This is a genomic window from Pyrobaculum organotrophum (genome assembly GCF_055384425.1).
This window is the reverse complement of record NZ_AP042430.1, coordinates 907,841-926,258: the sequence shown is the minus strand read 5'-3', so window position 1 is coordinate 926,258 and position 18,418 is coordinate 907,841. Positions and strand designations below refer to the sequence as shown.

The 18,418-nt window shown below is 43.6% G+C and carries 25 protein-coding genes and 1 tRNA gene; 13 read left to right on the top strand and 13 right to left on the bottom strand.

Annotated elements, in window-relative coordinates; all coding sequences use genetic code 11:
* Positions 1–11 precede the first annotated feature (11 nt).
* The gene (locus ACZ49R_RS05555) at positions 12–575 is read left to right on the top strand and encodes a transcription factor (protein ID WP_464734056.1); all 564 of its coding nucleotides are present in this window, start codon (positions 12–14) and stop codon (positions 573–575) included.
* Here the strand turns inward: ACZ49R_RS05555 and ACZ49R_RS05550 are convergent, their stop codons facing one another.
* Complete coding sequence (locus ACZ49R_RS05550) at positions 576–1,769, bottom strand: pyridoxal phosphate-dependent aminotransferase (RefSeq protein WP_464734055.1); 1,194 nt, start codon at positions 1,767–1,769, stop codon at positions 576–578.
* 576 nt (positions 1,770–2,345) lie between these two features.
* On the opposite strand from ACZ49R_RS05550, the gene ACZ49R_RS05545 reads away from it, so the two are divergent.
* Entirely contained in the window at positions 2,346–3,014 is a 669-nt protein-coding gene (locus ACZ49R_RS05545) for a 30S ribosomal protein S3ae (RefSeq protein WP_464734054.1), read from the top strand.
* Here ACZ49R_RS05545 and ACZ49R_RS05540 read toward each other — a convergent pair.
* Entirely contained in the window at positions 3,011–3,541 is a 531-nt protein-coding gene (locus ACZ49R_RS05540) for a KH domain-containing protein (protein WP_464734053.1), read from the bottom strand. The genes ACZ49R_RS05545 and ACZ49R_RS05540 overlap by 4 nt on opposite strands.
* Before the next feature lie 44 nt (positions 3,542–3,585).
* On the opposite strand from ACZ49R_RS05540, the gene ACZ49R_RS05535 reads away from it, so the two are divergent.
* The gene (locus ACZ49R_RS05535; protein WP_011762525.1) at positions 3,586–4,386 is read left to right on the top strand and encodes a serine protein kinase RIO; all 801 of its coding nucleotides are present in this window, start codon (positions 3,586–3,588) and stop codon (positions 4,384–4,386) included.
* Here ACZ49R_RS05535 and ACZ49R_RS05530 read toward each other — a convergent pair.
* Together ACZ49R_RS05530 and ACZ49R_RS05525 are read right to left on the bottom strand one after the other, a co-directional pair.
* Positions 4,378–4,905: an indolepyruvate oxidoreductase subunit beta gene (locus tag ACZ49R_RS05530; RefSeq protein WP_464734052.1), complete on the bottom strand. Its 528-nt coding sequence runs from the start codon at positions 4,903–4,905 to the stop codon at positions 4,378–4,380. The two genes, ACZ49R_RS05535 and ACZ49R_RS05530, sit on opposite strands and share 9 nt — an antisense overlap.
* Positions 4,890–6,668 carry a thiamine pyrophosphate-dependent enzyme gene (locus ACZ49R_RS05525; RefSeq protein ID WP_464734051.1) on the bottom strand — a complete coding sequence of 593 codons (1,779 nt, stop codon included), beginning with the start codon at positions 6,666–6,668 and terminating at the stop codon, positions 4,890–4,892. Before ACZ49R_RS05525 ends, ACZ49R_RS05530 begins: the two co-directional genes overlap by 16 nt.
* An 82-nt stretch (positions 6,669–6,750) precedes the next feature.
* Here ACZ49R_RS05525 and ACZ49R_RS05520 point away from each other — a divergent pair, with 82 nt between their 5' ends.
* Together ACZ49R_RS05520 and ACZ49R_RS05515 are read left to right on the top strand one after the other, a co-directional pair.
* A complete protein-coding gene (locus tag ACZ49R_RS05520; RefSeq protein ID WP_011762528.1) occupies positions 6,751–7,020 on the top strand; it encodes a DNA-directed RNA polymerase in 270 nt (89 codons plus the stop codon).
* Between the two features lie 539 nt (positions 7,021–7,559).
* Positions 7,560–8,021: a bifunctional nuclease family protein gene (locus ACZ49R_RS05515; RefSeq protein WP_011762529.1), complete on the top strand. Its 462-nt coding sequence runs from the start codon at positions 7,560–7,562 to the stop codon at positions 8,019–8,021.
* Here the strand turns inward: ACZ49R_RS05515 and ACZ49R_RS05510 are convergent.
* The 3 genes from ACZ49R_RS05510 to ACZ49R_RS05500 are packed head-to-tail and all read right to left on the bottom strand — an operon-like array spanning position 8,008 to position 9,775.
* Entirely contained in the window at positions 8,008–8,247 is a 240-nt protein-coding gene (locus ACZ49R_RS05510; protein ID WP_011762530.1) for a KEOPS complex subunit Pcc1, read from the bottom strand. The genes ACZ49R_RS05515 and ACZ49R_RS05510 overlap by 14 nt on opposite strands.
* The gene (locus ACZ49R_RS05505) at positions 8,228–9,292 is read right to left on the bottom strand and encodes a hypothetical protein (protein WP_464734050.1); all 1,065 of its coding nucleotides are present in this window, start codon (positions 9,290–9,292) and stop codon (positions 8,228–8,230) included. Before ACZ49R_RS05505 ends, ACZ49R_RS05510 begins: the two co-directional genes overlap by 20 nt.
* A 27-nt stretch (positions 9,293–9,319) precedes the next feature.
* The gene (locus ACZ49R_RS05500) at positions 9,320–9,775 is read right to left on the bottom strand and encodes a 30S ribosomal protein S15 (protein ID WP_011762532.1); all 456 of its coding nucleotides are present in this window, start codon (positions 9,773–9,775) and stop codon (positions 9,320–9,322) included.
* Positions 9,776–9,895: 120 nt separating this feature from the next.
* On the opposite strand from ACZ49R_RS05500, the gene ACZ49R_RS05495 reads away from it, so the two are divergent.
* The 6 genes from ACZ49R_RS05495 to ACZ49R_RS05470 all read left to right on the top strand — a co-directional run bounded on the left by ACZ49R_RS05495 (position 9,896) and on the right by ACZ49R_RS05470 (position 14,045).
* The gene (locus tag ACZ49R_RS05495; protein WP_464734049.1) at positions 9,896–10,555 is read left to right on the top strand and encodes an SAM-dependent methyltransferase; all 660 of its coding nucleotides are present in this window, start codon (positions 9,896–9,898) and stop codon (positions 10,553–10,555) included.
* On the top strand, positions 10,552–11,430 hold the full coding sequence (locus ACZ49R_RS05490; protein ID WP_464734048.1) for a deoxyhypusine synthase: 879 nt from the start codon (positions 10,552–10,554) through the stop codon (positions 11,428–11,430). Before ACZ49R_RS05495 ends, ACZ49R_RS05490 begins: the two co-directional genes overlap by 4 nt.
* Position 11,431: 1 nt before the next feature.
* Complete coding sequence (locus ACZ49R_RS05485; RefSeq protein WP_464734047.1) at positions 11,432–12,397, top strand: MraY family glycosyltransferase; 966 nt, start codon at positions 11,432–11,434, stop codon at positions 12,395–12,397.
* The gene (locus tag ACZ49R_RS05480) at positions 12,394–12,609 is read left to right on the top strand and encodes a hypothetical protein (RefSeq protein ID WP_464734046.1); all 216 of its coding nucleotides are present in this window, start codon (positions 12,394–12,396) and stop codon (positions 12,607–12,609) included. Before ACZ49R_RS05485 ends, ACZ49R_RS05480 begins: the two co-directional genes overlap by 4 nt.
* Positions 12,610–12,726: 117 nt before the next feature.
* Complete coding sequence (locus tag ACZ49R_RS05475) at positions 12,727–13,212, top strand: Rab family GTPase (RefSeq protein ID WP_464734045.1); 486 nt, start codon at positions 12,727–12,729, stop codon at positions 13,210–13,212.
* Positions 13,209–14,045: a hypothetical protein gene (locus tag ACZ49R_RS05470; protein ID WP_464734044.1), complete on the top strand. Its 837-nt coding sequence runs from the start codon at positions 13,209–13,211 to the stop codon at positions 14,043–14,045. The genes ACZ49R_RS05475 and ACZ49R_RS05470 overlap by 4 nt, the downstream gene beginning before the upstream one ends.
* Here the strand turns inward: ACZ49R_RS05470 and ACZ49R_RS05465 are convergent.
* The 3 genes from ACZ49R_RS05465 to ACZ49R_RS05455 all read right to left on the bottom strand — a co-directional run bounded on the left by ACZ49R_RS05465 (position 14,022) and on the right by ACZ49R_RS05455 (position 15,428).
* The gene (locus ACZ49R_RS05465; RefSeq protein ID WP_464734043.1) at positions 14,022–14,708 is read right to left on the bottom strand and encodes a phosphoglycolate phosphatase; all 687 of its coding nucleotides are present in this window, start codon (positions 14,706–14,708) and stop codon (positions 14,022–14,024) included. The genes ACZ49R_RS05470 and ACZ49R_RS05465 overlap by 24 nt on opposite strands.
* A 22-nt stretch (positions 14,709–14,730) precedes the next feature.
* On the bottom strand, positions 14,731–15,279 hold the full coding sequence (locus ACZ49R_RS05460; RefSeq protein WP_464734042.1) for a hypothetical protein: 549 nt from the start codon (positions 15,277–15,279) through the stop codon (positions 14,731–14,733).
* Positions 15,280–15,312: 33 nt separating this feature from the next.
* Positions 15,313–15,428, bottom strand: a tRNA-Asn gene (locus ACZ49R_RS05455).
* Positions 15,429–15,862: 434 nt separating this feature from the next.
* On the opposite strand from ACZ49R_RS05455, the gene ACZ49R_RS05450 reads away from it, so the two are divergent.
* A complete protein-coding gene (locus ACZ49R_RS05450) occupies positions 15,863–16,069 on the top strand; it encodes a hypothetical protein (RefSeq protein ID WP_464734041.1) in 207 nt (68 codons plus the stop codon).
* Between the two features lie 13 nt (positions 16,070–16,082).
* Here the strand turns inward: ACZ49R_RS05450 and ACZ49R_RS05445 are convergent, their stop codons facing one another.
* Positions 16,083–16,487 carry a hypothetical protein gene (locus ACZ49R_RS05445; protein WP_011762542.1) on the bottom strand — a complete coding sequence of 135 codons (405 nt, stop codon included), beginning with the start codon at positions 16,485–16,487 and terminating at the stop codon, positions 16,083–16,085.
* A gap of 44 nt (positions 16,488–16,531) precedes the next feature.
* Between ACZ49R_RS05445 and ACZ49R_RS05440 the strand changes: the two genes are divergently transcribed.
* Positions 16,532–17,260: an MBL fold metallo-hydrolase gene (locus tag ACZ49R_RS05440; protein WP_464734040.1), complete on the top strand. Its 729-nt coding sequence runs from the start codon at positions 16,532–16,534 to the stop codon at positions 17,258–17,260.
* Here ACZ49R_RS05440 and ACZ49R_RS05435 read toward each other — a convergent pair.
* On the bottom strand, positions 17,239–17,646 hold the full coding sequence (locus ACZ49R_RS05435; RefSeq protein WP_464734039.1) for a GIY-YIG nuclease family protein: 408 nt from the start codon (positions 17,644–17,646) through the stop codon (positions 17,239–17,241). The genes ACZ49R_RS05440 and ACZ49R_RS05435 overlap by 22 nt on opposite strands.
* Entirely contained in the window at positions 17,639–18,394 is a 756-nt protein-coding gene (gene cobB, locus ACZ49R_RS05430; RefSeq protein WP_464734038.1) for an NAD-dependent protein deacetylase, read from the bottom strand. The genes ACZ49R_RS05435 and cobB overlap by 8 nt, the downstream gene beginning before the upstream one ends.
* Positions 18,395–18,418: the final 24 nt, after the last annotated feature.

Below are 18,418 nucleotides of genomic sequence, written 5' to 3'. Positions count from 1 at the left end.
CTGATAAACTTATGGCAGAAGAAGAGAAAACTGTAGAGCGCGCTCACATAGAGGAACGCGGCGGTAGGCAAGTATTAGTTCTAAGATGGAATACCGGTAAGACGTCAGCAGGCCGTCTCTTCGGCAGATATGGCGTGGGGGGAAGGCCAGATTTCTTTAGGCTGTTATTTGGAGCCATTGCTGGCTCATTAAAGGAGAAGTTCGGCCCCCAGGGGGACGAGATATTTAATAAGATTAGAGACTCAAGCGAATTTAGGAAAAGTAGTAGGGAGATTTTTGACGCTTTAAAAGATTGGTTTTTCAACGAACTTGCGCCAAAGTATGGGTTAGACAAAGGCGATATTTTTATGATAATTACAGAAATAGAGTTAGATATAACGACGGGAGAGTTGAAATGGCATAAGGACAGAACAGAATTCTACTACTGGGTGAGAAGCGACAGATGCCACCAGGTATCGGTGCCGAAAGAGTGCCAAGAGCTGGCTGATGAGAATGCAAAACTTAAACAAGAAATAGAGCAACTACGCAGAGAGCTAACGCAAATAAAAGAAAGGTTGGCCAGTATATTAAAATAGCTATGGTTTTTCTAAACCGGTAGTCACAGCCTCGCCTATTCTTCTAATACCCTCCTCAATTCTCTCAGGAGTTTCGGTTACAAAGGATATACGCACAGCAGCTCTATATATTTCACTAAAATACGACCCAGGCACTACTGCCACGCCGTACTTCTCCAGTAGTTTTTTGGCAAACTCTTCACCATCATAGATATATCTAGAAAGGTCGACGAATATAAACATAGAGCCCGAAGGTACAATAAATCTAGCCTCTGGCACATATCTTCTCAACGCCGAAACAGCGATATCTCTTTTATGGCGGTATATCTCAACAACTTCTCTGATATACTTCATTCTGACTTCAGAACGTAAATATATAGACACTAATCTCTGTGCAAAAGACGGGGGGCAATATACCATTTCTTCATTCATTAGCTTTATTTTCGGTATTACCTCTGGGGGGCCGTATACATAGCCTAATCTCCATCCAGGTATAGCCGGGTCCTTAGAAAATGTGTTTATCGAAATTGTATGTTCAGGCGCGAATTTGTAGATGTAGACATGATGCCCCTCATATATTAATGTCTTATAAGCCTCGTCTGTAATAATCCAAAAATCGTAGTCTCTTGCCAAGTCCGCAATAGCTTTTGCAATATCTTCTCTTAGAACTCTGCCTGTTGGATTATCTGGGGAGACTAAGATAACGGCCTTAGTTCTCCTACCAATTGCAGACTTCAGCACCTCAGGCTCCGGCTGAAAGCCGTTTTCAAGAGTTGTCCTAACCGGTTTTACGGTGGCGCCGAAGTACTCAATAAGAGGTCTGTAGCCGAAGTATGTCGGATCTGTCACAACGACCTCATCCCCTGGCTCTAACAGCGTGGCAAGCGTTGAAAACATAGCGGCTTGACCGCCCGCGGTTAACACAATTTGCTCCGGAGGAATATCGAGCCCTCCTAGCCTCTTCAAATCCTCGGAAATCGCTTGCCTAACCTCGTAGATGCCTTGAGAAGGCGTATAACTATAGAGTTCCATAGAATCTATTTTGAGAAGCTCTCTCATTACTTCTCTCACCTCTCGAGGAGGGGGAATACTAGGCTGGCCTGTAGACAACAGAATCACGTCTCGGTTCTCTCTTTTTAGTCTCTCACGTAACTCGTCGATCTTCCGAGTTGGCGACTCCCTTAACGCGGAAATCCTAGGCGAAAACCCCCTCATTGAGAGGGGTAAAGAGAGTCGTATATATATGTTTACGTGTACGTTTTTTGTAAAGGGGGTATAAAACTTTGGCCATAGCTTAAGCCATGGAACAGATTATCATACCTATTTCTGAAAATGAGCTAGAAAAAATAACAAGAATATGTAAAAAATATGGATTTGAAACACTTGACGACTGCATAAATATGGCGTTAGCACAACTTATTTACATTTACAAAGGGTAAACTTAGTGGGTTGGAAATTTTTCTTAACTACTTAGTATTCTCGAAACCAAAAATCTAACAGTCCCTAGGTATTGCCTCCTGTCTTAGCCTAGGTAGTATGACTTGTTAACAAAAGGTGCAGATAGAAAAGGTGATATCTAAATACCTGCTGATACCGTGGACAAAACTCGCCGTGGAGAAGTCATTTTTTGTAAGAGTGTTCTTGATTTTATTGTTTACCAATTTATACGAACCTTGTTGTGTGGTATACCGGCAGGCTCTGGCTAAACGGTGTTGTGGCTTTAGCGTGTAATCCTGCACAAACACGGAGGTGGTCGTAAAATTTATATTCCATAGTACACAGCTTTTTTCAATGTCTGAGAAGCAGAAAGCTGTAGCCACACAGGAGAGAGTTACAATTTCTAAACGAGATCCTTGGGCATTAAAGAAATGGTTCAGCGTATATGCGCCTTCGTATCTTGGTGGAGTATTTTTAGCAGAAGTACCAGCCTCAGAACCTCAGAAACTGTTGTTAAGAACTCTTGAAGTTTCGCTTTTTGACATCACCAAGGACTTGTCACATCTACCTATTAAATTGAAGTTTCAGATACGTAAAGTCGATGGCTTAAAGGCCATTACTAGATTTAAAGGGTTAGAGCTTACAAGAGATTATATAAGATCTCTTGTAAGAAAAGGCACAAGTAAAGTATCAGCCATTGTAGAAGTAAAGACAAAAGATGGGTGGGTTATGAGAATTGCGGTATTGGCAATAACCACACATAGGATAGGCTCTGCCCAAAAGTCGGCAATGAGAAAGAGAATGTTTGATGTATTGACTAGAAAAGCCTCTGAAATGGACATAGGCCAATTCCTAAAGGAGGTGCTTGAAGGCTTACTTACGGCTGATCTCTTTGTGGCAGGAAAGAAAATCGCCCCGCTGAGAAAGGTTGAGATAGCTAAGATAAAGGTGTTAAAATACCCGCCAGAGGAGGAGCAAACCACGGTAAAAGAATTAACAACAGAAACAGTAGCCGCTTCTTAACTACCACGGCCTTTTGTAGCCTGGATAAATTTATACACCGTGTTGTGTTTCTTACCTTCGATTAACATCTCTACCGCACGTCTTGCTATTTCAACATCCTCCATCTTGCCTAAGATAGCCACGTAGTTGTCTCCCACTACCATATGTACCTCTGCTAGATACTCGATCGTGCGCCTTGCGCGACCTTCTTCACCAATTATCCTGCCTTTAATACGTCTCAAGTGATTTGGTTTATCTGTGTACTCTTTTAGATCTATTACGACGAGTGTATATTCATCGTTCTCTAACTCAAGTGCTTGCTCTGGCGTGAATCCAAGCGCTATGGCTTTAATCATCTCCCTTAGTTTAAGCACAGAATCCACTGTTACATCGGGGCCTGGCTTTACTTTGATATAGAGCTCTTTCTCGTCTAATTCTACCCTAGCTCCAAATCTGCCATCTACAAGTTTCACAAACTCTCTCGCCGCTTTTATCCTCTTTTTTTCAATCGGCTGTAGTATTTCTCCTCTTAAGTAATCTGATGCCACACTATAATTAGGCAAGAAATTTAAATTCGTTTACAAAGATTCACGTGAGACGTTTTAAGACTGAGAAAGATAGCGACTATTTCAAAATTGTAGATGATGCCATAAATGCCTATACATGGGCTGCTATAGTTAAATTACAGGAGAGGAAAGTTATCGATGATGTGCTAGGCGCCATAGGTCAGGGAAAGGAAGCAAAGATAATACTAGCAAAAAGAGGAGAGTCATACGCTGTTTTAAAGGTGTTTTATCCTATCTTAATAAGATTTGTAAAGAGTAGATACGGCTATATCTTGGGAGATCCAAGATTTAGAAGACTAAAGATAAGCGACCAGTTACACTTGGTAGAAACATGGTGTAGGAAAGAGTTTGGAAATTTATCAAGGGCATATTCCGCTGGAGTTAAAACGCCAAAGCCGTACGGCTTCTATAGAAATGTTATGGCAATGGAATTTGTTGGCATTGATAAAACTCCCGCCCCTCTTTTAGCAGATGTGGGATTAGAAAATCTTGAAGATCCAGACCACGTATTCTACGAAGTTGTGAAAAATCTTGAGAAAACATATATATTTGCAGGACTTGTACACAGCGACTTAAGTCCATTTAATATATTATACGACGGGAAAGATCCGTGGATTATCGACTGGGGCTCTGCTGTCAGACGCGGACATCCAAAAGAACTCGAATACCTCAGACGCGACGTGGAGAGAGTCTTGGAGTTTTTTGAGACTCCACTTCCTCCAGAGGATCTCTTTAAGAGACTTGTAGAGAGGGGCGCTTGGCGAGGTTCTATTGATATAGATGAGGAGGGGTGGTTGTTAATAGGGGGAAAGAGAATCTTAGACTAAGGACATACCTCTTAAAAATGCCTTTCTATTATTTTCATCTAAAGATGGCGGCATAGAGAGGCCAAGCAATTTAGAGACAAAGCCTAACATTACGGAATTCTCATATAAGACAGAGCCTAGCTCTAGAGCTATGTCATAACAAGGCACGATGTATGTTTTTATGCCAGATCTCCTAATTGCGTCTAATGTGTCATTTAAGTTATACCATTTCCCAGGCGGCTGAATTATTCTCTTATTGACAACTAGTATGCCATTTGGTTTAAGATAACGATATGCCCTAAGCGCCTCTAGGGCCTCAAGCGCTATGACAAAATCTGCGCCACCCTCCTCAACTATTGGGGCGTACACCTCTCTGCCTATTCTCACATGAACTTCCACAGAACCGCCACGTTGACTCATGCCGTGTACTTCAGCAATTCTCACGTCGTAGCCTTCTGTCATTGCCGCCTCGCCTAACCATCTCGCCAAAGTTAATACTCCCTGTCCACCAACTCCTACAATAACTATGCTTGTTTCCATATCTCTAGCCAAATTTCTTTTCTACCTTCAAGTTTAAAGGCGTTAAACGGACATATTTCCGCACATACACCACAACCTACACATAACGCAGGGTCGACATACGCTTTCCCGTCCGGTCTTTTCGAAATAGCGCTACATTTTAATAAATTATAGCATAAACCACATGATTTACATTTCTCTAAGTCAACTTGATACTTAGGTATCTGAACTCCCAACCTTCTAGCCTTACGAATGGCCATTAATACGCAAGGCCTCCTAGAGATGACAACAGCGGGCTTGCCGTTTTTTACAATCTCCACAGCCTTTTTAACAATCTCTATAGATCTCTTAACGTCAACGGGGTCTATGACAAAAGTAGGCAAACCCAGCGCCTCTGTTATCTTTTCAGCCGGTAAAAATCTACTGGGACTAGGCTGGCCTCCTGTCATAGCCGTATAGGAGTTATCCATAACTACAATGAGAATAGGTATCGACTTCCCCACCACATCAATTAGTTGGGGTAACGCGGCGTGGTAAAAAGTGGAGTCGCCTATTGTAGCTACCACAAAGTGTCGCCCCGCAACCGTAATCCCAGAGCCCAGCCCCACCGAAGAACCCATATGCGTTATTACATCCTGTTGGCCCATGTTAATGCCAAGAGAATAACAGCCAATATCTCCAGACCACACCGGATTTAATCCAGCAGTCGCAACCTTAAGTATATAAAAGGTAGCCATATGTGGACAACCGGGACATAAAACAGGCGGTCTTGGAGGGGGCTCAAGAGGGGGTCTCGGAGGTTGAGGTGGGTTATATGGTACTCCCACTGCCTTTGCGATTCCCATCGCGACCTTATTTATATCAAGTTCCCCAAATTTAGGGAAATATCCGTTTAGCTTCCCTCTTGTGGATATGCCTAGACTTCTCAGCTGGAGTTCCAACACGGGATCTCCCTCTTCGACCACAACAGCGGATTTGTCAACTATGTCGGCTACTTTCCTGGGCGTGGGTACGACAATCCCTAATTTCACAATTACCGCCTTGATGTTTAAGCGTCTTACAGCTTCTTTGACGTAATTATACGCAACGCCAGATGTGACAATAAATACATCGCCAGAACCCTCCGTTTGTATATACTCACTTGCAATATCTTGTATTTTCTCCCACTTTTCTAATAACGCCTTTTTTCTCTCTCTGGCGTTTGTAGGTACAAGACAGAACCTCTTTACATCTTTTGTAAATCTGCCCCATTTTGGCGGAGCTGGATGTTCTATCTCTACAGGCGCTCTTACATGGCTAACTCTAGTAACACTTCTTAACATAACTGGATGCTTTAACTTTTCGCTAAGGGCAAAACCATCTTTTGCCATTTTATAAGCCTCTACAGGATTTGATGGCTCTAGCACAGGTATATACGCTTGTAAACCATACCACCTGGTATCCTGTTCATTTTGAGAAGAGTACATCCAGGGATCGTCAGCGGTAATTATGAGGAAGCCGCCCTCCACTCCTGTATAAGCGGCGCTGTGAAGAGGATCTGACGCAACGTTGAGACCTACGTGTTTCATGGCAACTAGAGCCCTTGCACCTGCAAGCGCTGCGCCGTAGGACAACTCAAATGCCGTTTTTTCGTTTGCCGCCCAATATACAAATCTGTCTTTAAACTCTTCCAGCGTTTCTAATACCTCAGTAGAGGGGGTTCCTGGATAGGCTGTGGCGACGGCGACGCCGGCAGCTAAAGAGCCATATGCGAGAGCCTCGTTGCCGAGGAGGAGAAGTCTCATATGTAATTATGATATATAGACTATAAATGTTTTTATAGATGGAAGAGGTAAGGCTTAAATACTTAATATTACAACCATAGGAATGCGGTTTTGTCCTAGAGACGGAACTTTGATGATCCCGCAGAAAAAAGACGGCATCACGGTACTGAAATGTCCAAAATGCGGCTATGAGGTAAAACTTACAGAAAAAACAAAAGAGGCTTATAGGCAACGGTCAGAAGTGTCGGAAGAGAGAAAGAGAGGAGTTATGGTCGCCGAAGAGAGAAAAATTGAGTACGACCAGGAGGAGGTAGAGGAGTTAAGAAGACAATTACTCGAAAATCTACAAGAAGCCGAGAGAGAGAGCGATTAATCAGCCTGGTTTAGGACATTTCACCATGTCATAAGCCGTTTCTCATCACCTATCGTCATGACATAGGTAGGGCCCGTTATATTAAACTTGATTCTTGAGGTAAAGATCCGCACCCAATAATTACCGTTAGCATGTCTGTCATACTTACATCCCCCTCTACATCTTGTACTTTTTTCTAGTCCGCTAAGTCTGTCGCATGTTGTACAATTAGGCCATCCCCCGTTTGTACATGCCGGGCGGCGTGTCTGCCCACTGAGCTTTTCCAATAAAACTCCTATGGCGTTTTAACGCCGTGGTTTAGAGAAAGGCGGTGGGGAGACAGCTCTTCTGCTGACTTTAAACCGACTATTCTCTATGGAAGACTTAGAAGAGAATGGCAAAGGGCCGAAGAAGAAATGGAAGAAAACGCAGGCTAAGAAGGGCCCCACACCCGAGGTGTCTTGGATACCGATGAAGACGTAGGCGGAGAGGAAGTCCCTAGGTGCAATAGCCTGGGGACAGACGGTAAAAGGATTTAAAGATGTAATACTTATTATGCAATGGTTAGATATCTCAAGGCGGAGCTTATCAGCGTTATAGAGACTGTTGATTCCTATGGACAGCTTGTGGGCATAATGCTAATAGGGGCTGATGAGTGGGGTGATAGAGCGGTTCCTATTATTATAGGATCTGCCGAGACTTTATCTATAAAAAAAGGGCTTGGAGAGGTTGACTTCCCCCGCCCCCTAAGCCATGATCTATTCGTTGATATCCTAGAAGCTCTGGGCGTGGTTATTGAGAAAGTTACTATTGACGCGTTGGTGTCTAATACATATACAGCTACTGTATACATACGCGACAAAGAGGGAAAAACGCATACTTTTGACGCAAGGCCCAGCGACGCTGTGGCACTTGCTGTAAGAGTAGGTGCGCCTATTTATATTTCTGAAAACTTAGAGAAATATGCCGAAGATTTAAGAAAATACATACGGCCTCCAAGCGGCAAGATTACCGAGGAATAGACTTTTCGATAAGTTGAAGAGCCCTAACTATGTCGTCTATTGTGTTCTTTAGAGTTAAAATATCTTCGGGATTCTCAACGGTATAGTAAATGAGTATATGGAGCCGGTCGTTTGTACAAACGTAATGTATTTCCATATCTTCTGGAAGTTCTATATCATCTGGACTTAGCGCGTCTTTAAAGATACAATCTAGTGGCGTCTCTATTCTACTTATTAACTTCTTCATATATCTTTAGAAAATCGGCATATTTGTCTGATTCGATATAAGCTATGAAGTGCGTTGGAAATACTAGTGTCTGGCCGATTTCGCTTAACACATTTGCAAAATTCTTTAGCATATCTCTCTTGTTCATAGGAGGTATCACTGCAAGAATAAAGCCTCTTGTAGTTTCGTATTTTAGTATAATCCACTCTGTTAATTTCATATAATAGGATAAATATGGCGGAATTTTGTAGATATAGAATGGATTTTGAATTGTTATAACGCTATCCTTTATTTTTTTCAAAAGCAGATAGAAAGTCTCCGCAAGATTTGAAACGTAGACGCTTATGTCTCTGTTGATAAAGCCTGCTAAATCGGCCTCTATTCTTATCGCAATATCTGCCGGTTTATACGTAAATGAATAAGGCTTTATTGCCTTGTCAAAAACGGCGGTATGGAAACCCTCGTTATAAACCACGCCAAGAGCCCGGTCTAAAAGGGAGACCGCTTCCTCAGACGACATGGAAGCTATAGACTTTGAGTTCTCTGCTCCACGCCCTGTGATCCCCGGGAGTATAGGCAGGGTAGATAGCGATAAGGCCTTTTCCACAGGTAAAGTGTCAAGAAATGGAAAGACTATTGCCAGTTTTTCATCTCCTTTTAAAAGCTCTTTGGGAATTGGACATTTATATTCACAATAGTCAACAGACCAAGAGTAATGACCTGCATAGAGCGCTCTATGTATACGTTCTTCAAGCGGAGAAAGTGATTGTATGATTATAGCAACAAGATGACTTATAGATGTAAATTCGACATTGTATCTATCGTTGTCTATGCCAACCTCACGCTCTGTTATATACATCCCCTCACATTTGAATCCTATGCAGATGCCGCTTTTGGGCGGCCAATCTACAACTGATAGTTGTGCAGTCTCGCCAAAGGCTTCTATTAAAGCATAAGTAGCGAGATATGCGTCTACGGATCTTCTAGTGTAAATAATAAGCGGATTTTGTTTTAGATACTCTAGCACCCTGTCGATGTGGTCGATGACGAAGTTTTTGAAATCCACGTAGAAATAGCCCAAGTACTTTTAAAGCTAGGTCGCCAGATGAGACAAAGCCTCAGGGTTATAGACAAATTCCTTTGGTAACTTACCAACTCTCTTGTAATACTTTATCAATCTATGTATTTTAGACTCTACAAGTTGCAACCCCCTTCGAGACGCCATATCTTTGGGGTGCTCCTCTAAATGTTTTCTAATTCTCAGGGCTCTCTTTATTAAATTTAACAAATCTTCCGGAATCTCTTGTCTTATACCGTGCTCTTCTAGAATTTTTGTAAGTTTTTTGCCAGTTATAGGCTTTACAAGAGGGATGCCATATTGATCCCTTAGGATTATTCCAATTTGCGAAGGGGGAAAGCCGCGACGTGCTAACTCCACAACTAATTGCTCAACTTCGTCTGGTGTATATTGTATCCAAGTAGGCACTGTTGGATGGGCGGGTCTTACAGATCTCGAACGCCCCTTTTTGTGACGAGATCTATGTGGCACGTCGCTAAGTTTTTTACAGCTTATAAAGTTTTCAACCTAAGGCGATATATGAGCGAGACACCCCCTTGGCTCTGGGATCTCCCCTTAATAAATTTATATAATACTGACGTCGTTGGCTTTATGTACGATGTGCCTTTCGTAGCAACACCGGAGGTAGTCGTCCGTAGAATGCTTCAATTAGCTAAAGTCCAGCCAGGAGAGGTTGTATATGATCTAGGGTCTGGCGATGGGAGAGTTGTTATTATAGCCGCGAAAGAGTTCGGAGCTAGGGCTGTGGGAGTTGAAATTAGGAAAGATCTATACGAACAGTCTATGACACGTATCAAAGACCTAGGCCTATCTGATAAAGCGGTAATAATAAACGCGAGTTTTTACGATGTACCTCTCACTGATGCAGATGTAGTAACAATGTACCTTTTGACTAGCGTCAACGAGCGGTTAAGACCTAAGCTTGAGAAAGAGTTAAGACCTGCGGCAAGAGTTGTTACCCACGATTTTGAAGTGCCAGGGTGGCGCCCTATTGTCATAGAGGAGATATATGAAGATTGGCGTAGTCACAAACTCTTCCTCTACAAGATACCTGGCAAAGAAATACCACTCCCAGGTAAAAACAAAGCTCTAGAGGACAAGTGGCTCAGACAAGTGGCAGAGCTCATAGATGGAGTACATTCACTCGAAGAAATTGCCTTGAAGCTGGGCGTTACAATTAGAAAAATAAGGGAAACAATAGAAGAACTAAAGAAAATAGGTGTTGTTGAAGAGGTGAAGATCATTAAATGAGGGAGATTATAGAGCTATATAGAAAAGTTGGCGGATTTCAAGCTCTCCACGTTGTAGAGGCCTATGATATACTAAAAGAGGCTATTAAAGAGGCAGATTTACGCTTTCTCTCTTTTACAGGCAACTTAGTAGCCACAGGTTTACGGGAAATTATCGCCGAGACATTGAGAAAAGGGTTTTTTAACGTAGTAATAACCACAGCTGGGGCGCTTGACCACGATATAGCAAAAGCCATGGGGGCTGTGTACTCTCCAGCTTCTTTTGACCTCGACGATGTAGAGTTGGCAAACAGAGGATTACACAGGCTTGGTAATGTTGTAATCAAGAGAGAGGAGTATGGCCCCTTTGTAGAGAGGTTTGTACTTAAGCTCTGTGAAAAGCTAGGCGGTAGATCTCTTGGCACATATGAAATAGCCGAGGAATTTGGGAGAGAAATGCCTGAAGACTCGATATTGGGATCTGCGGCTAGAGCTGGCGTAAGGATATTTGTGCCAGGACTTGTAGATGGCGCAGTTGGCACTGCGTTGTTAACATGTAACGAACTGGCAAGAGCCAGAAGGGGGGGACTTAGGTTACACATAGACGTTTTAAAAGATGAGGAAATGTTGAGAGAATTGGTGTACAACAGTAAGAAATCGGCTGCCTTAATCGTAGGCGGCGGCATTAGTAAGCATCACGTAATTTGGTGGGCCCAGTTTAAGGGAGGATTAGACTATGTCGTATATATCTCAACTGCCGTAGAATACGACGGCTCACTTAGTGGCGCTAGACCGAAAGAAGCTATAAGTTGGGGGAAAGTTAAACCGACGGCAAAATCCGTGTATATATTCGCAGAGGCAACATTAGTGCTACCGATATTACTTAAGGCTTTGTGATATGTTAATTGAAACTCTCTCCATAGCTATCACATTTGTCATGGGTGTTCTTTTTGGCAACTGGTGGATCTCTTACCAGAGGAAGATAGGGCTGACGTCGCGAGATATCTACAAAGGTATCGACGGCGTCCCTCGCGCCGGCGGCCTTATCGCTATGGTTTCCGCCGTCTCTGGCTACATGATAGTTTTACCCCAATCTAGAGATGTGTTGCCCCTACTCATTATCATAATACTCACAGGCATATTAGGCCTTTTAGACGATATAAAAGGAGTTAGTGAATATGTAAGAGTGTTTGTTCCCTTCTTTCTAGCATTGATGTTGGCACGGGCTTTAGAGAATAAACTAAGGTTAACTATGCCGTTTATAGGGCTTTTCTACGGCTCCACTGGGTGGCTAGCTGTATTAGCTATACCTATTTTGACAAATGCCTTTAATATGCTAGACCCTGTTAATGGCTTTCTTCCAGTTGCAAATATAGTAATTGGGAGTACTCTAGCCATTATTTCTATTATCAGAGGACAGATAGAGGCTGTCTCTTTATATGCAGTACATGTGGCAGCCTCTGCCGCATTGTATTTCTATAACCGCTATCCCGCCAAGACATTCAATGGTAATGTGGGTAGCTATTTTTTGGGGGCCAATTTGTCAACTCTAGCTGTGATATATGACATGGTTCCCTACCTAATTTTGGCAGCCCTCCCCTTTGTGGTAAATGGGGCGTTAATTATATTCTCTTCAGGAGGTATCAGAAGGCGTGAGAAGATACAAAGGCCGACCATGCTCGTTAACGGTATGGTTTCGCAGGACTGCTCTTCGCCCATAATATCGCTAGTGAGGTTAATAGTAGCTGATAGGCCTATGACGGAATATGATATATTCAAATCTCTCGTTTTAATAACTAGCGTAACTTCGGCGTTAACATTGATACTTGTAGTGGTTACTAAGGCGTTACAACTTCCCATATGAAAAGAGCTCTGTATCTTGTATTAACCTCCTACGCAGCTCTTCTCCTACTGTTTACAACAGGCTCAATAATGCTACCGCTTCTTAGAAAGAGGATTATCGGCGGTTTTACAGTCGGCGATGTGGTTATAATAGTAGCGGTTCTATCCTATGGGTTATTCATATATATCTTTGGTCTCTGGCTAATACGTGTCAGTTGCAAAAATAGACGTTGAGACTTTGAGATGTATAACGGGAGAGACAAAATGGGAGTTTTGTATCAAACTAAAGACTATCCGTAACACACTAGAAGAGCTAAGAGCTAGAGTCGAGAATTTGCTCCAATCTTTGCCGTGAGACGGTATTCAGTTGCTGTATTAGGCGTCGGCGGAGTTGGAAAAACTACCTACGTATTTAGACTACTAGGTCTTTCACTTAAACCCAGGGCGACTCTTAGGCCCGGCATATACCGCTTATATCTAGGCGACAAAGAGATAGATTTTATAGATGTACCAGGCCAAGTGGCTACTGAGGTGGCGAGAAACTTCTCTAGAGCTTGGTCGTTTTACGTCGATCTAATGATCTATATGTACGACTTAACTGATCAATCCTCGCTTTATGCTATTGCAGAACTCCACAGCGCACTGCTAGATAGAGGTATTACGCCATATAGAAAAGTAGTATTAGTCGGCAATAAACGAGACTTAGCAGAAGAGCTAGGGCTTTTCGTAGAGGGAGATGAGATAGCAGTTGCAGTCGGCGCGTCTAAGATATACTACATATCTGCTCTAAAAGACAACATAGAGATTTTATACAGACCAATAGAGGAAAACGTATGATCCCACGTGACGACATTATAGCAGGTATAGTTTCCACGCCTATATCGGCTTTCCTCTTAGAGTTAGAGGAGATAAAGCCAAGTCCCCGTGTTAAATCTCTCATAGACTTCTTTGTAGATATTGGCGTCCTTCAGAAAAAGTGGGATAAATATAGAAAGGGGGTACGTGTATCCCCTCAAGAGTTATCTCCGCTTGCAGAAGCTGTATCGACATTATTTCAACAACTAATTTTTCCATATCTAATACTTGGCAAGAAATTCGATAGAATAAACCAGGATATTCAAAGAGCGCTCTATATCTACACCTCGGCTTTTCAAACAATGCGTATAACTATAGTACAGGAGCTATTGAAATACGGCGGCCTAACTCTCGTAGCTGGGTGGTTCCCATGCGGCTTCTCCTCTGAGCTTATGTCTATTGCTGGAAGAGACTTAGTTATTGTAGAAGAAAGAGACGACATAATTGCGCTAGAGATAGATAGACTTTCTCTAATTCCCTTAGCCACAGCACCTATTGGACGAGAGCTCGCCGCAGCCAGTTTCTACGCCTTTGAGAACATGTCTCTAGAGAAGTTGGGAGAGATTTCTGAAAAATATGGAAAATTTGAAACAGCTATTGTGTGTCAAAGAGGCGCAGATTTAGCGCTATTACAGAATGTTGCAAACGAGATATATTACATAATTCCAAGAGACAAGATAGTGACGTTTTTAAACAACGCACTCATAGACGCTCTAGGGCTATCTAACTACAAGGGAAGCACATTTAAAAATGCCGAAAGACAAGAAATAGGGCCTTTCGACGTATATATACTAAGGGGTACAAGCGTCTCCTGAGAGAATTAGGTTGACGGCTTCTTTAAAGCCAAGGCCGCTTGGCTCTTCGACAACCACACGTGCAGCTTTTTTGGCAGCCTCTGTGGCATTACCAACGGCAATACCCCATGCAATACTTAACATCCCTACATCTACATCACTATCTCCAACCGTAGCAACTTGATGGCACGAGACATCGAGTTTTCTACAGAGCCAACTGACAGCAACTCCCTTGTCTACTCCGGCAGGTCTTACATGTATTGCATATCCACTAGACTCGACAATGTAGCCAGTACCAACAACAGCTCTTACTTTCTCTAGCGCGTCTTTAACAAGAGGTATATATGCCATATCGTACTTTCTACATCTATTCTGAGGACTCGGTATAACAGCCCCTGTTGAAATAATTACCTTATCTACTATAGACATATCGCCGGAACATAGCTCGTACGTCACTCCATCAAGGTGAATAAGACAGCCATTTTCGGCAATTACGTCACGAACACCCAAATACCTAGCTATAGTAAGCGCAAAATCTAGACCGTTAGCCGTGGCTAGTACAACTCTTAAGCCACTGTCGCGGGCTTTACGTAAAGCCAAAAGCGCCTCTACGGAAAGCTCGTAGGTGTTTCTACTCAGAGTCAACGTGCCATCTAAATCTGCCACTAAAATCTTACATTTCACACAAAATATGGAGTTGAAGTTTTTAAATCCTCGGCAAAAAGTGCGCTATTAGAGGAATCGCATCTTCTACAGACTCGCCACACTCTATAGACATATAGCGACTTTCAACTAGACACTGTGCTAATTTTACATCGCCTAGTATTTTCAACGCGTTTGGGCCTGGCTGACGGTCTAAAGGCTTCCAACGCTCATATACTTCAGCATTTATATAACCATAAACTACCTCTTTTATACCTGTGGGATATGCTAGTGCGTAGAGTGGAGACAAGTCGCATTTCTCAGACCAACAATTTACCATCGCTAGATGCGGAACTCCGTCTACTAAGCCATAGGCTTCGTACATCTCAACTAATTGCACCTCATATGTTCTGTCATTTGCCTTTATAATTAGTTTTGGAGGCATCAATGTGTCTTTTGCAAGAGTGACGTAGTTTATAACAGCCCTCACCTTTTTATCTGTAAATGTGGCCAACTTATCTATAGGCACTGGGATTGGAGGCCATAGAGTTGCTACAAAACCACGTTGAATAACAGCCCAGCCCTCTCTAGTTAGTATCTTACTCCAAGACACTATAAGTTTAGGGCACATATATAAATACGAAAGCGCCGCCGCCGGGATTCGAACCCGGGACTTCCGCCTGAAGCCCAGCCTACGGGTTAACAGCTTCGGCGGACCCGCTCGAGTCCTCCGCCGCTCTAACCGGGCTGAGCTACGGCGGCAGGATAGAAAAAGTTGTATTTTAAAAAATTTGTCCCATAATACAAGGCTGTCGTAAGAGATATACGCAAAGGTCTCCGATATAATAATTCTTAGTTAATTATACGGCACGCGCTGGTGAAACTCTCCCTATGAAGCCACGCTACCCCCGACAAGCGCCGTCTTGACGGCGCCTCTGTGGACACAACACCGCCGGGGCAGACCTTCGGCCTTAGGCTCTGCAGCGATAGGCCGCCGCTTACAACGCCGCTTGGCTTGTACACACGGCGTCGCTTGCTCTGCAGACGTCGCCGGATCCGAAGTACTTCGAGTTGGCGCAGTCTCACCTGGCTGATATCGTCGAGGCAGGAAGCACTACCTCGCCCTATATGTCCACAGCGTCACCGACAGGCTAGAGGCAGAGGCGGCGAACTACGTCGGCTACTACAGGAGCCTCTTGTCTTCTCTAGCCAAGGCGCTGAGGTCTGCCGGAGAGGCCGTCGAAGGCGCCCTCGCCCGCGCCGCCGGAGCGCTGAGAGAGCTCGGCTCTAAGTTCGCCTCGCTGGCTGAGGAGGTCGTTTCGCACTTGAGGAGGGGCAAGCAAACGTCTCAGTTGCCATCTTCTCACCGTACGGCGGCTAACCACTGGGCTAAGGTGAGTTAAAAATTTCTTGGTTTCACCTCTCGAGAAGAGTTTTCACATACTCCGCAAGCGAGGTTCTAACCTCAGCATCTTCTAACTGAAGGGCTGTTGCCAGTATCAACTGAGCAAGGATAGGCTTTCTATCCTCTGGCGGGAGTACATTAAGTAGGTTGGCTATGATTGTAGACACGAGCCCTATTGTCTCATCTACTTTAAGTTCCATATCTGAAAGCATGCTTAGCACCTTATCTTCTGTTTTATATAATGTATAAACCGCGACCAGCATTATGAAGTCGATGGTCGATATTTGAAGTCTCTCGACCCACTCTTGGACTTTCTCAGGATTTTCTGTCATATATGTAACAAACTTCTCTAGTTCACTTCGCGGAATTTGGAACATTTTCTCAGCGTCTACGAGAAACTTCTCAACCCAACTCACATATGTGTTGACGCATTATTTAAATAAGGTTTACATAAAAAGCGGTGTTTTCAAGAGCTGGTGTTGGATGGGCGTGTGACGGATTTTTTGGTGTAGACACACCTGAAGATGTTAACATTGATATCGTATTAGTGACGCATCACCACGAGAGACATGTGTCAGGAGCGCGCAAAGCAAAAATAGTGATAATAAACCCGATAGAGTACGGGATGGCTGCAAATGCCCATAGAGCGACGAGGTACGCAGAAGTTGTACTAAAACGCGCTGGGGCGCCAAGAGATTACAAGCCATTCGTGTCTACAGCGCCTTTCAACGGCACGGTATATAAATTCACAGCAGGGTGGGTGGATCTCGGCGATTTGTCGGTTAGAGTGATACCCTGCGGTTCTCATACTTGGGGACACACGTGTTATAGTATAGACAATGTTATATTTGTAGGCGACCTTGACAGTTGGATCGTTAGCGTCAACACATTTATAAGAGTTCTAGCCTCTCTAAGAAAACTAAGAGATTACATAGCTTATACAGGTCGCGGCGAAAGGAAACCTCTAGAGGAGTATATAGATATTCTCAATGCTACATTCAAGAGATTAGTAAGGAGATATGTCGAATGTTTAGGTGAAAAAACCCCATATAAGATAGCTCTTTGCGCTAGAGGTGGGGGCGACCCCCTTAGATTATCAGAGGAAGGCATCGCCTTTGTTAAGTACCTCGTAGAGAATGGCCTAGCCAAATTGATTAACTCTTTACCCTATACTGTCAAACCGATATAGCGCACGACTTCGGCTAAGTTACAGCGAAATAAATGGCTGGGAGACTCCGGATCGTCTGTAGAGCCGAAGTGTGGCACATAAGCGCAAACCTCCGCAAGCTTCTTCGCTAACTCTCTTTCGCTAAAAGGCACAACAACCGCATATAATGTCTCACATTGTAGATAATCTACGTGCCACCTCTTTTTGGCCGGCCGTTCAAGATGTCGTAGTATACGCTTTTTACACGATACGCCACAAGAGCCGGCGTAAGTATATACGCCAGTCTCAATCACAAACCTAGCGGTGTTTGTATTTATTGTCTGACTTGGACATTTAAAAAACACTAAATAGCCTTGGGCCATGGCTGTGAAGAGCCGATGGCTGGCGTGAGACGTGACGCTACCCATGGCGGGTGCTGAGCCTCCTCCTTATTTCTCTAACCAACGCCGGAAGTACTACACCAGCTCTCCCCTTGATGAATATATCTGCGATTGGGGTAATAGCGGATTCTTCTGTGTTAATTTCTACGACTAATGCTCCATTTCTTTTTGCGATGTGTGGTATATACGCCGCGGGATATACAACGCCGGAAGTACCGATTACTAAAACTACATCGGATTTATACGCTAGTTCTACGGCTTTGTTCCACACATCTTGAGGTAATGGCTCGCCGAACCATACAACGTCTGGTCTCAATAGACCCCCACAATTGGGACATCTGGGGAGTATCTCCTCCACTGGGCGCTCTAATCTATACGTTAGGCCGCATTTTACACATCTAACTCTCCAGAGAGAGCCATGTAGCTCCACTACGTTATTGCTACCAGCTCTCTGGTGGAGCCCGTCTACGTTCTGTGTGATAATCGCTTTTATAACTCCTAAATTCTCTAACTCTGCTAAAGCCAAATGGCCGGGGTTCGGCTCGGCATTATATACTAACTCCTGTCTCCATCTATACCATCTCCAGACAAGTTCTGGATTGCGTTCAAAAGCCTCAGGTGTGGCCAATTCCTCTGGTTTATACCTCTCCCATAATCCTCCGGCACCTCTAAAAGTGGGTACGCCGCTTTCAGCAGAGATCCCAGCCCCCGTAAATGCTATACAAAACGCCGACTTATGTACCAACTCTGCAGCTTTTAAAACAGCTACATCCATATAAAGCCACCTATGATAAATATA

What these genes read in the sequence shown, in the direction of transcription:
- ACZ49R_RS05555 (WP_464734056.1), top strand. Translation starts at nt 12, where the DNA reads ATGGCAGAAGAAGAGAAAACTGTAGAGCGCGCTCACATAGAGGAACGC.
- ACZ49R_RS05550 (WP_464734055.1), bottom strand. Translation starts at nt 1,769, where the DNA reads ATGAGGGGGTTTTCGCCTAGGATTTCCGCGTTAAGGGAGTCGCCAACT.
- ACZ49R_RS05545 (WP_464734054.1), top strand. Translation starts at nt 2,346, where the DNA reads ATGTCTGAGAAGCAGAAAGCTGTAGCCACACAGGAGAGAGTTACAATT.
- ACZ49R_RS05530 (WP_464734052.1), bottom strand. Translation starts at nt 4,905, where the DNA reads ATGGAAACAAGCATAGTTATTGTAGGAGTTGGTGGACAGGGAGTATTA.
- ACZ49R_RS05525 (WP_464734051.1), bottom strand. Translation starts at nt 6,668, where the DNA reads ATGAGACTTCTCCTCCTCGGCAACGAGGCTCTCGCATATGGCTCTTTA.
- ACZ49R_RS05520 (WP_011762528.1), top strand. Translation starts at nt 6,751, where the DNA reads ATGCGGTTTTGTCCTAGAGACGGAACTTTGATGATCCCGCAGAAAAAA.
- ACZ49R_RS05515 (WP_011762529.1), top strand. Translation starts at nt 7,560, where the DNA reads ATGGTTAGATATCTCAAGGCGGAGCTTATCAGCGTTATAGAGACTGTT.
- ACZ49R_RS05510 (WP_011762530.1), bottom strand. Translation starts at nt 8,247, where the DNA reads ATGAAGAAGTTAATAAGTAGAATAGAGACGCCACTAGATTGTATCTTT.
- ACZ49R_RS05495 (WP_464734049.1), top strand. Translation starts at nt 9,896, where the DNA reads ATGTACGATGTGCCTTTCGTAGCAACACCGGAGGTAGTCGTCCGTAGA.
- ACZ49R_RS05490 (WP_464734048.1), top strand. Translation starts at nt 10,552, where the DNA reads ATGAGGGAGATTATAGAGCTATATAGAAAAGTTGGCGGATTTCAAGCT.
- ACZ49R_RS05485 (WP_464734047.1), top strand. Translation starts at nt 11,432, where the DNA reads ATGTTAATTGAAACTCTCTCCATAGCTATCACATTTGTCATGGGTGTT.
- ACZ49R_RS05480 (WP_464734046.1), top strand. Translation starts at nt 12,394, where the DNA reads ATGAAAAGAGCTCTGTATCTTGTATTAACCTCCTACGCAGCTCTTCTC.
- ACZ49R_RS05470 (WP_464734044.1), top strand. Translation starts at nt 13,209, where the DNA reads ATGATCCCACGTGACGACATTATAGCAGGTATAGTTTCCACGCCTATA.
- ACZ49R_RS05435 (WP_464734039.1), bottom strand. Translation starts at nt 17,646, where the DNA reads ATGGGTAGCGTCACGTCTCACGCCAGCCATCGGCTCTTCACAGCCATG.
- cobB (WP_464734038.1), bottom strand. Translation starts at nt 18,394, where the DNA reads ATGGATGTAGCTGTTTTAAAAGCTGCAGAGTTGGTACATAAGTCGGCG.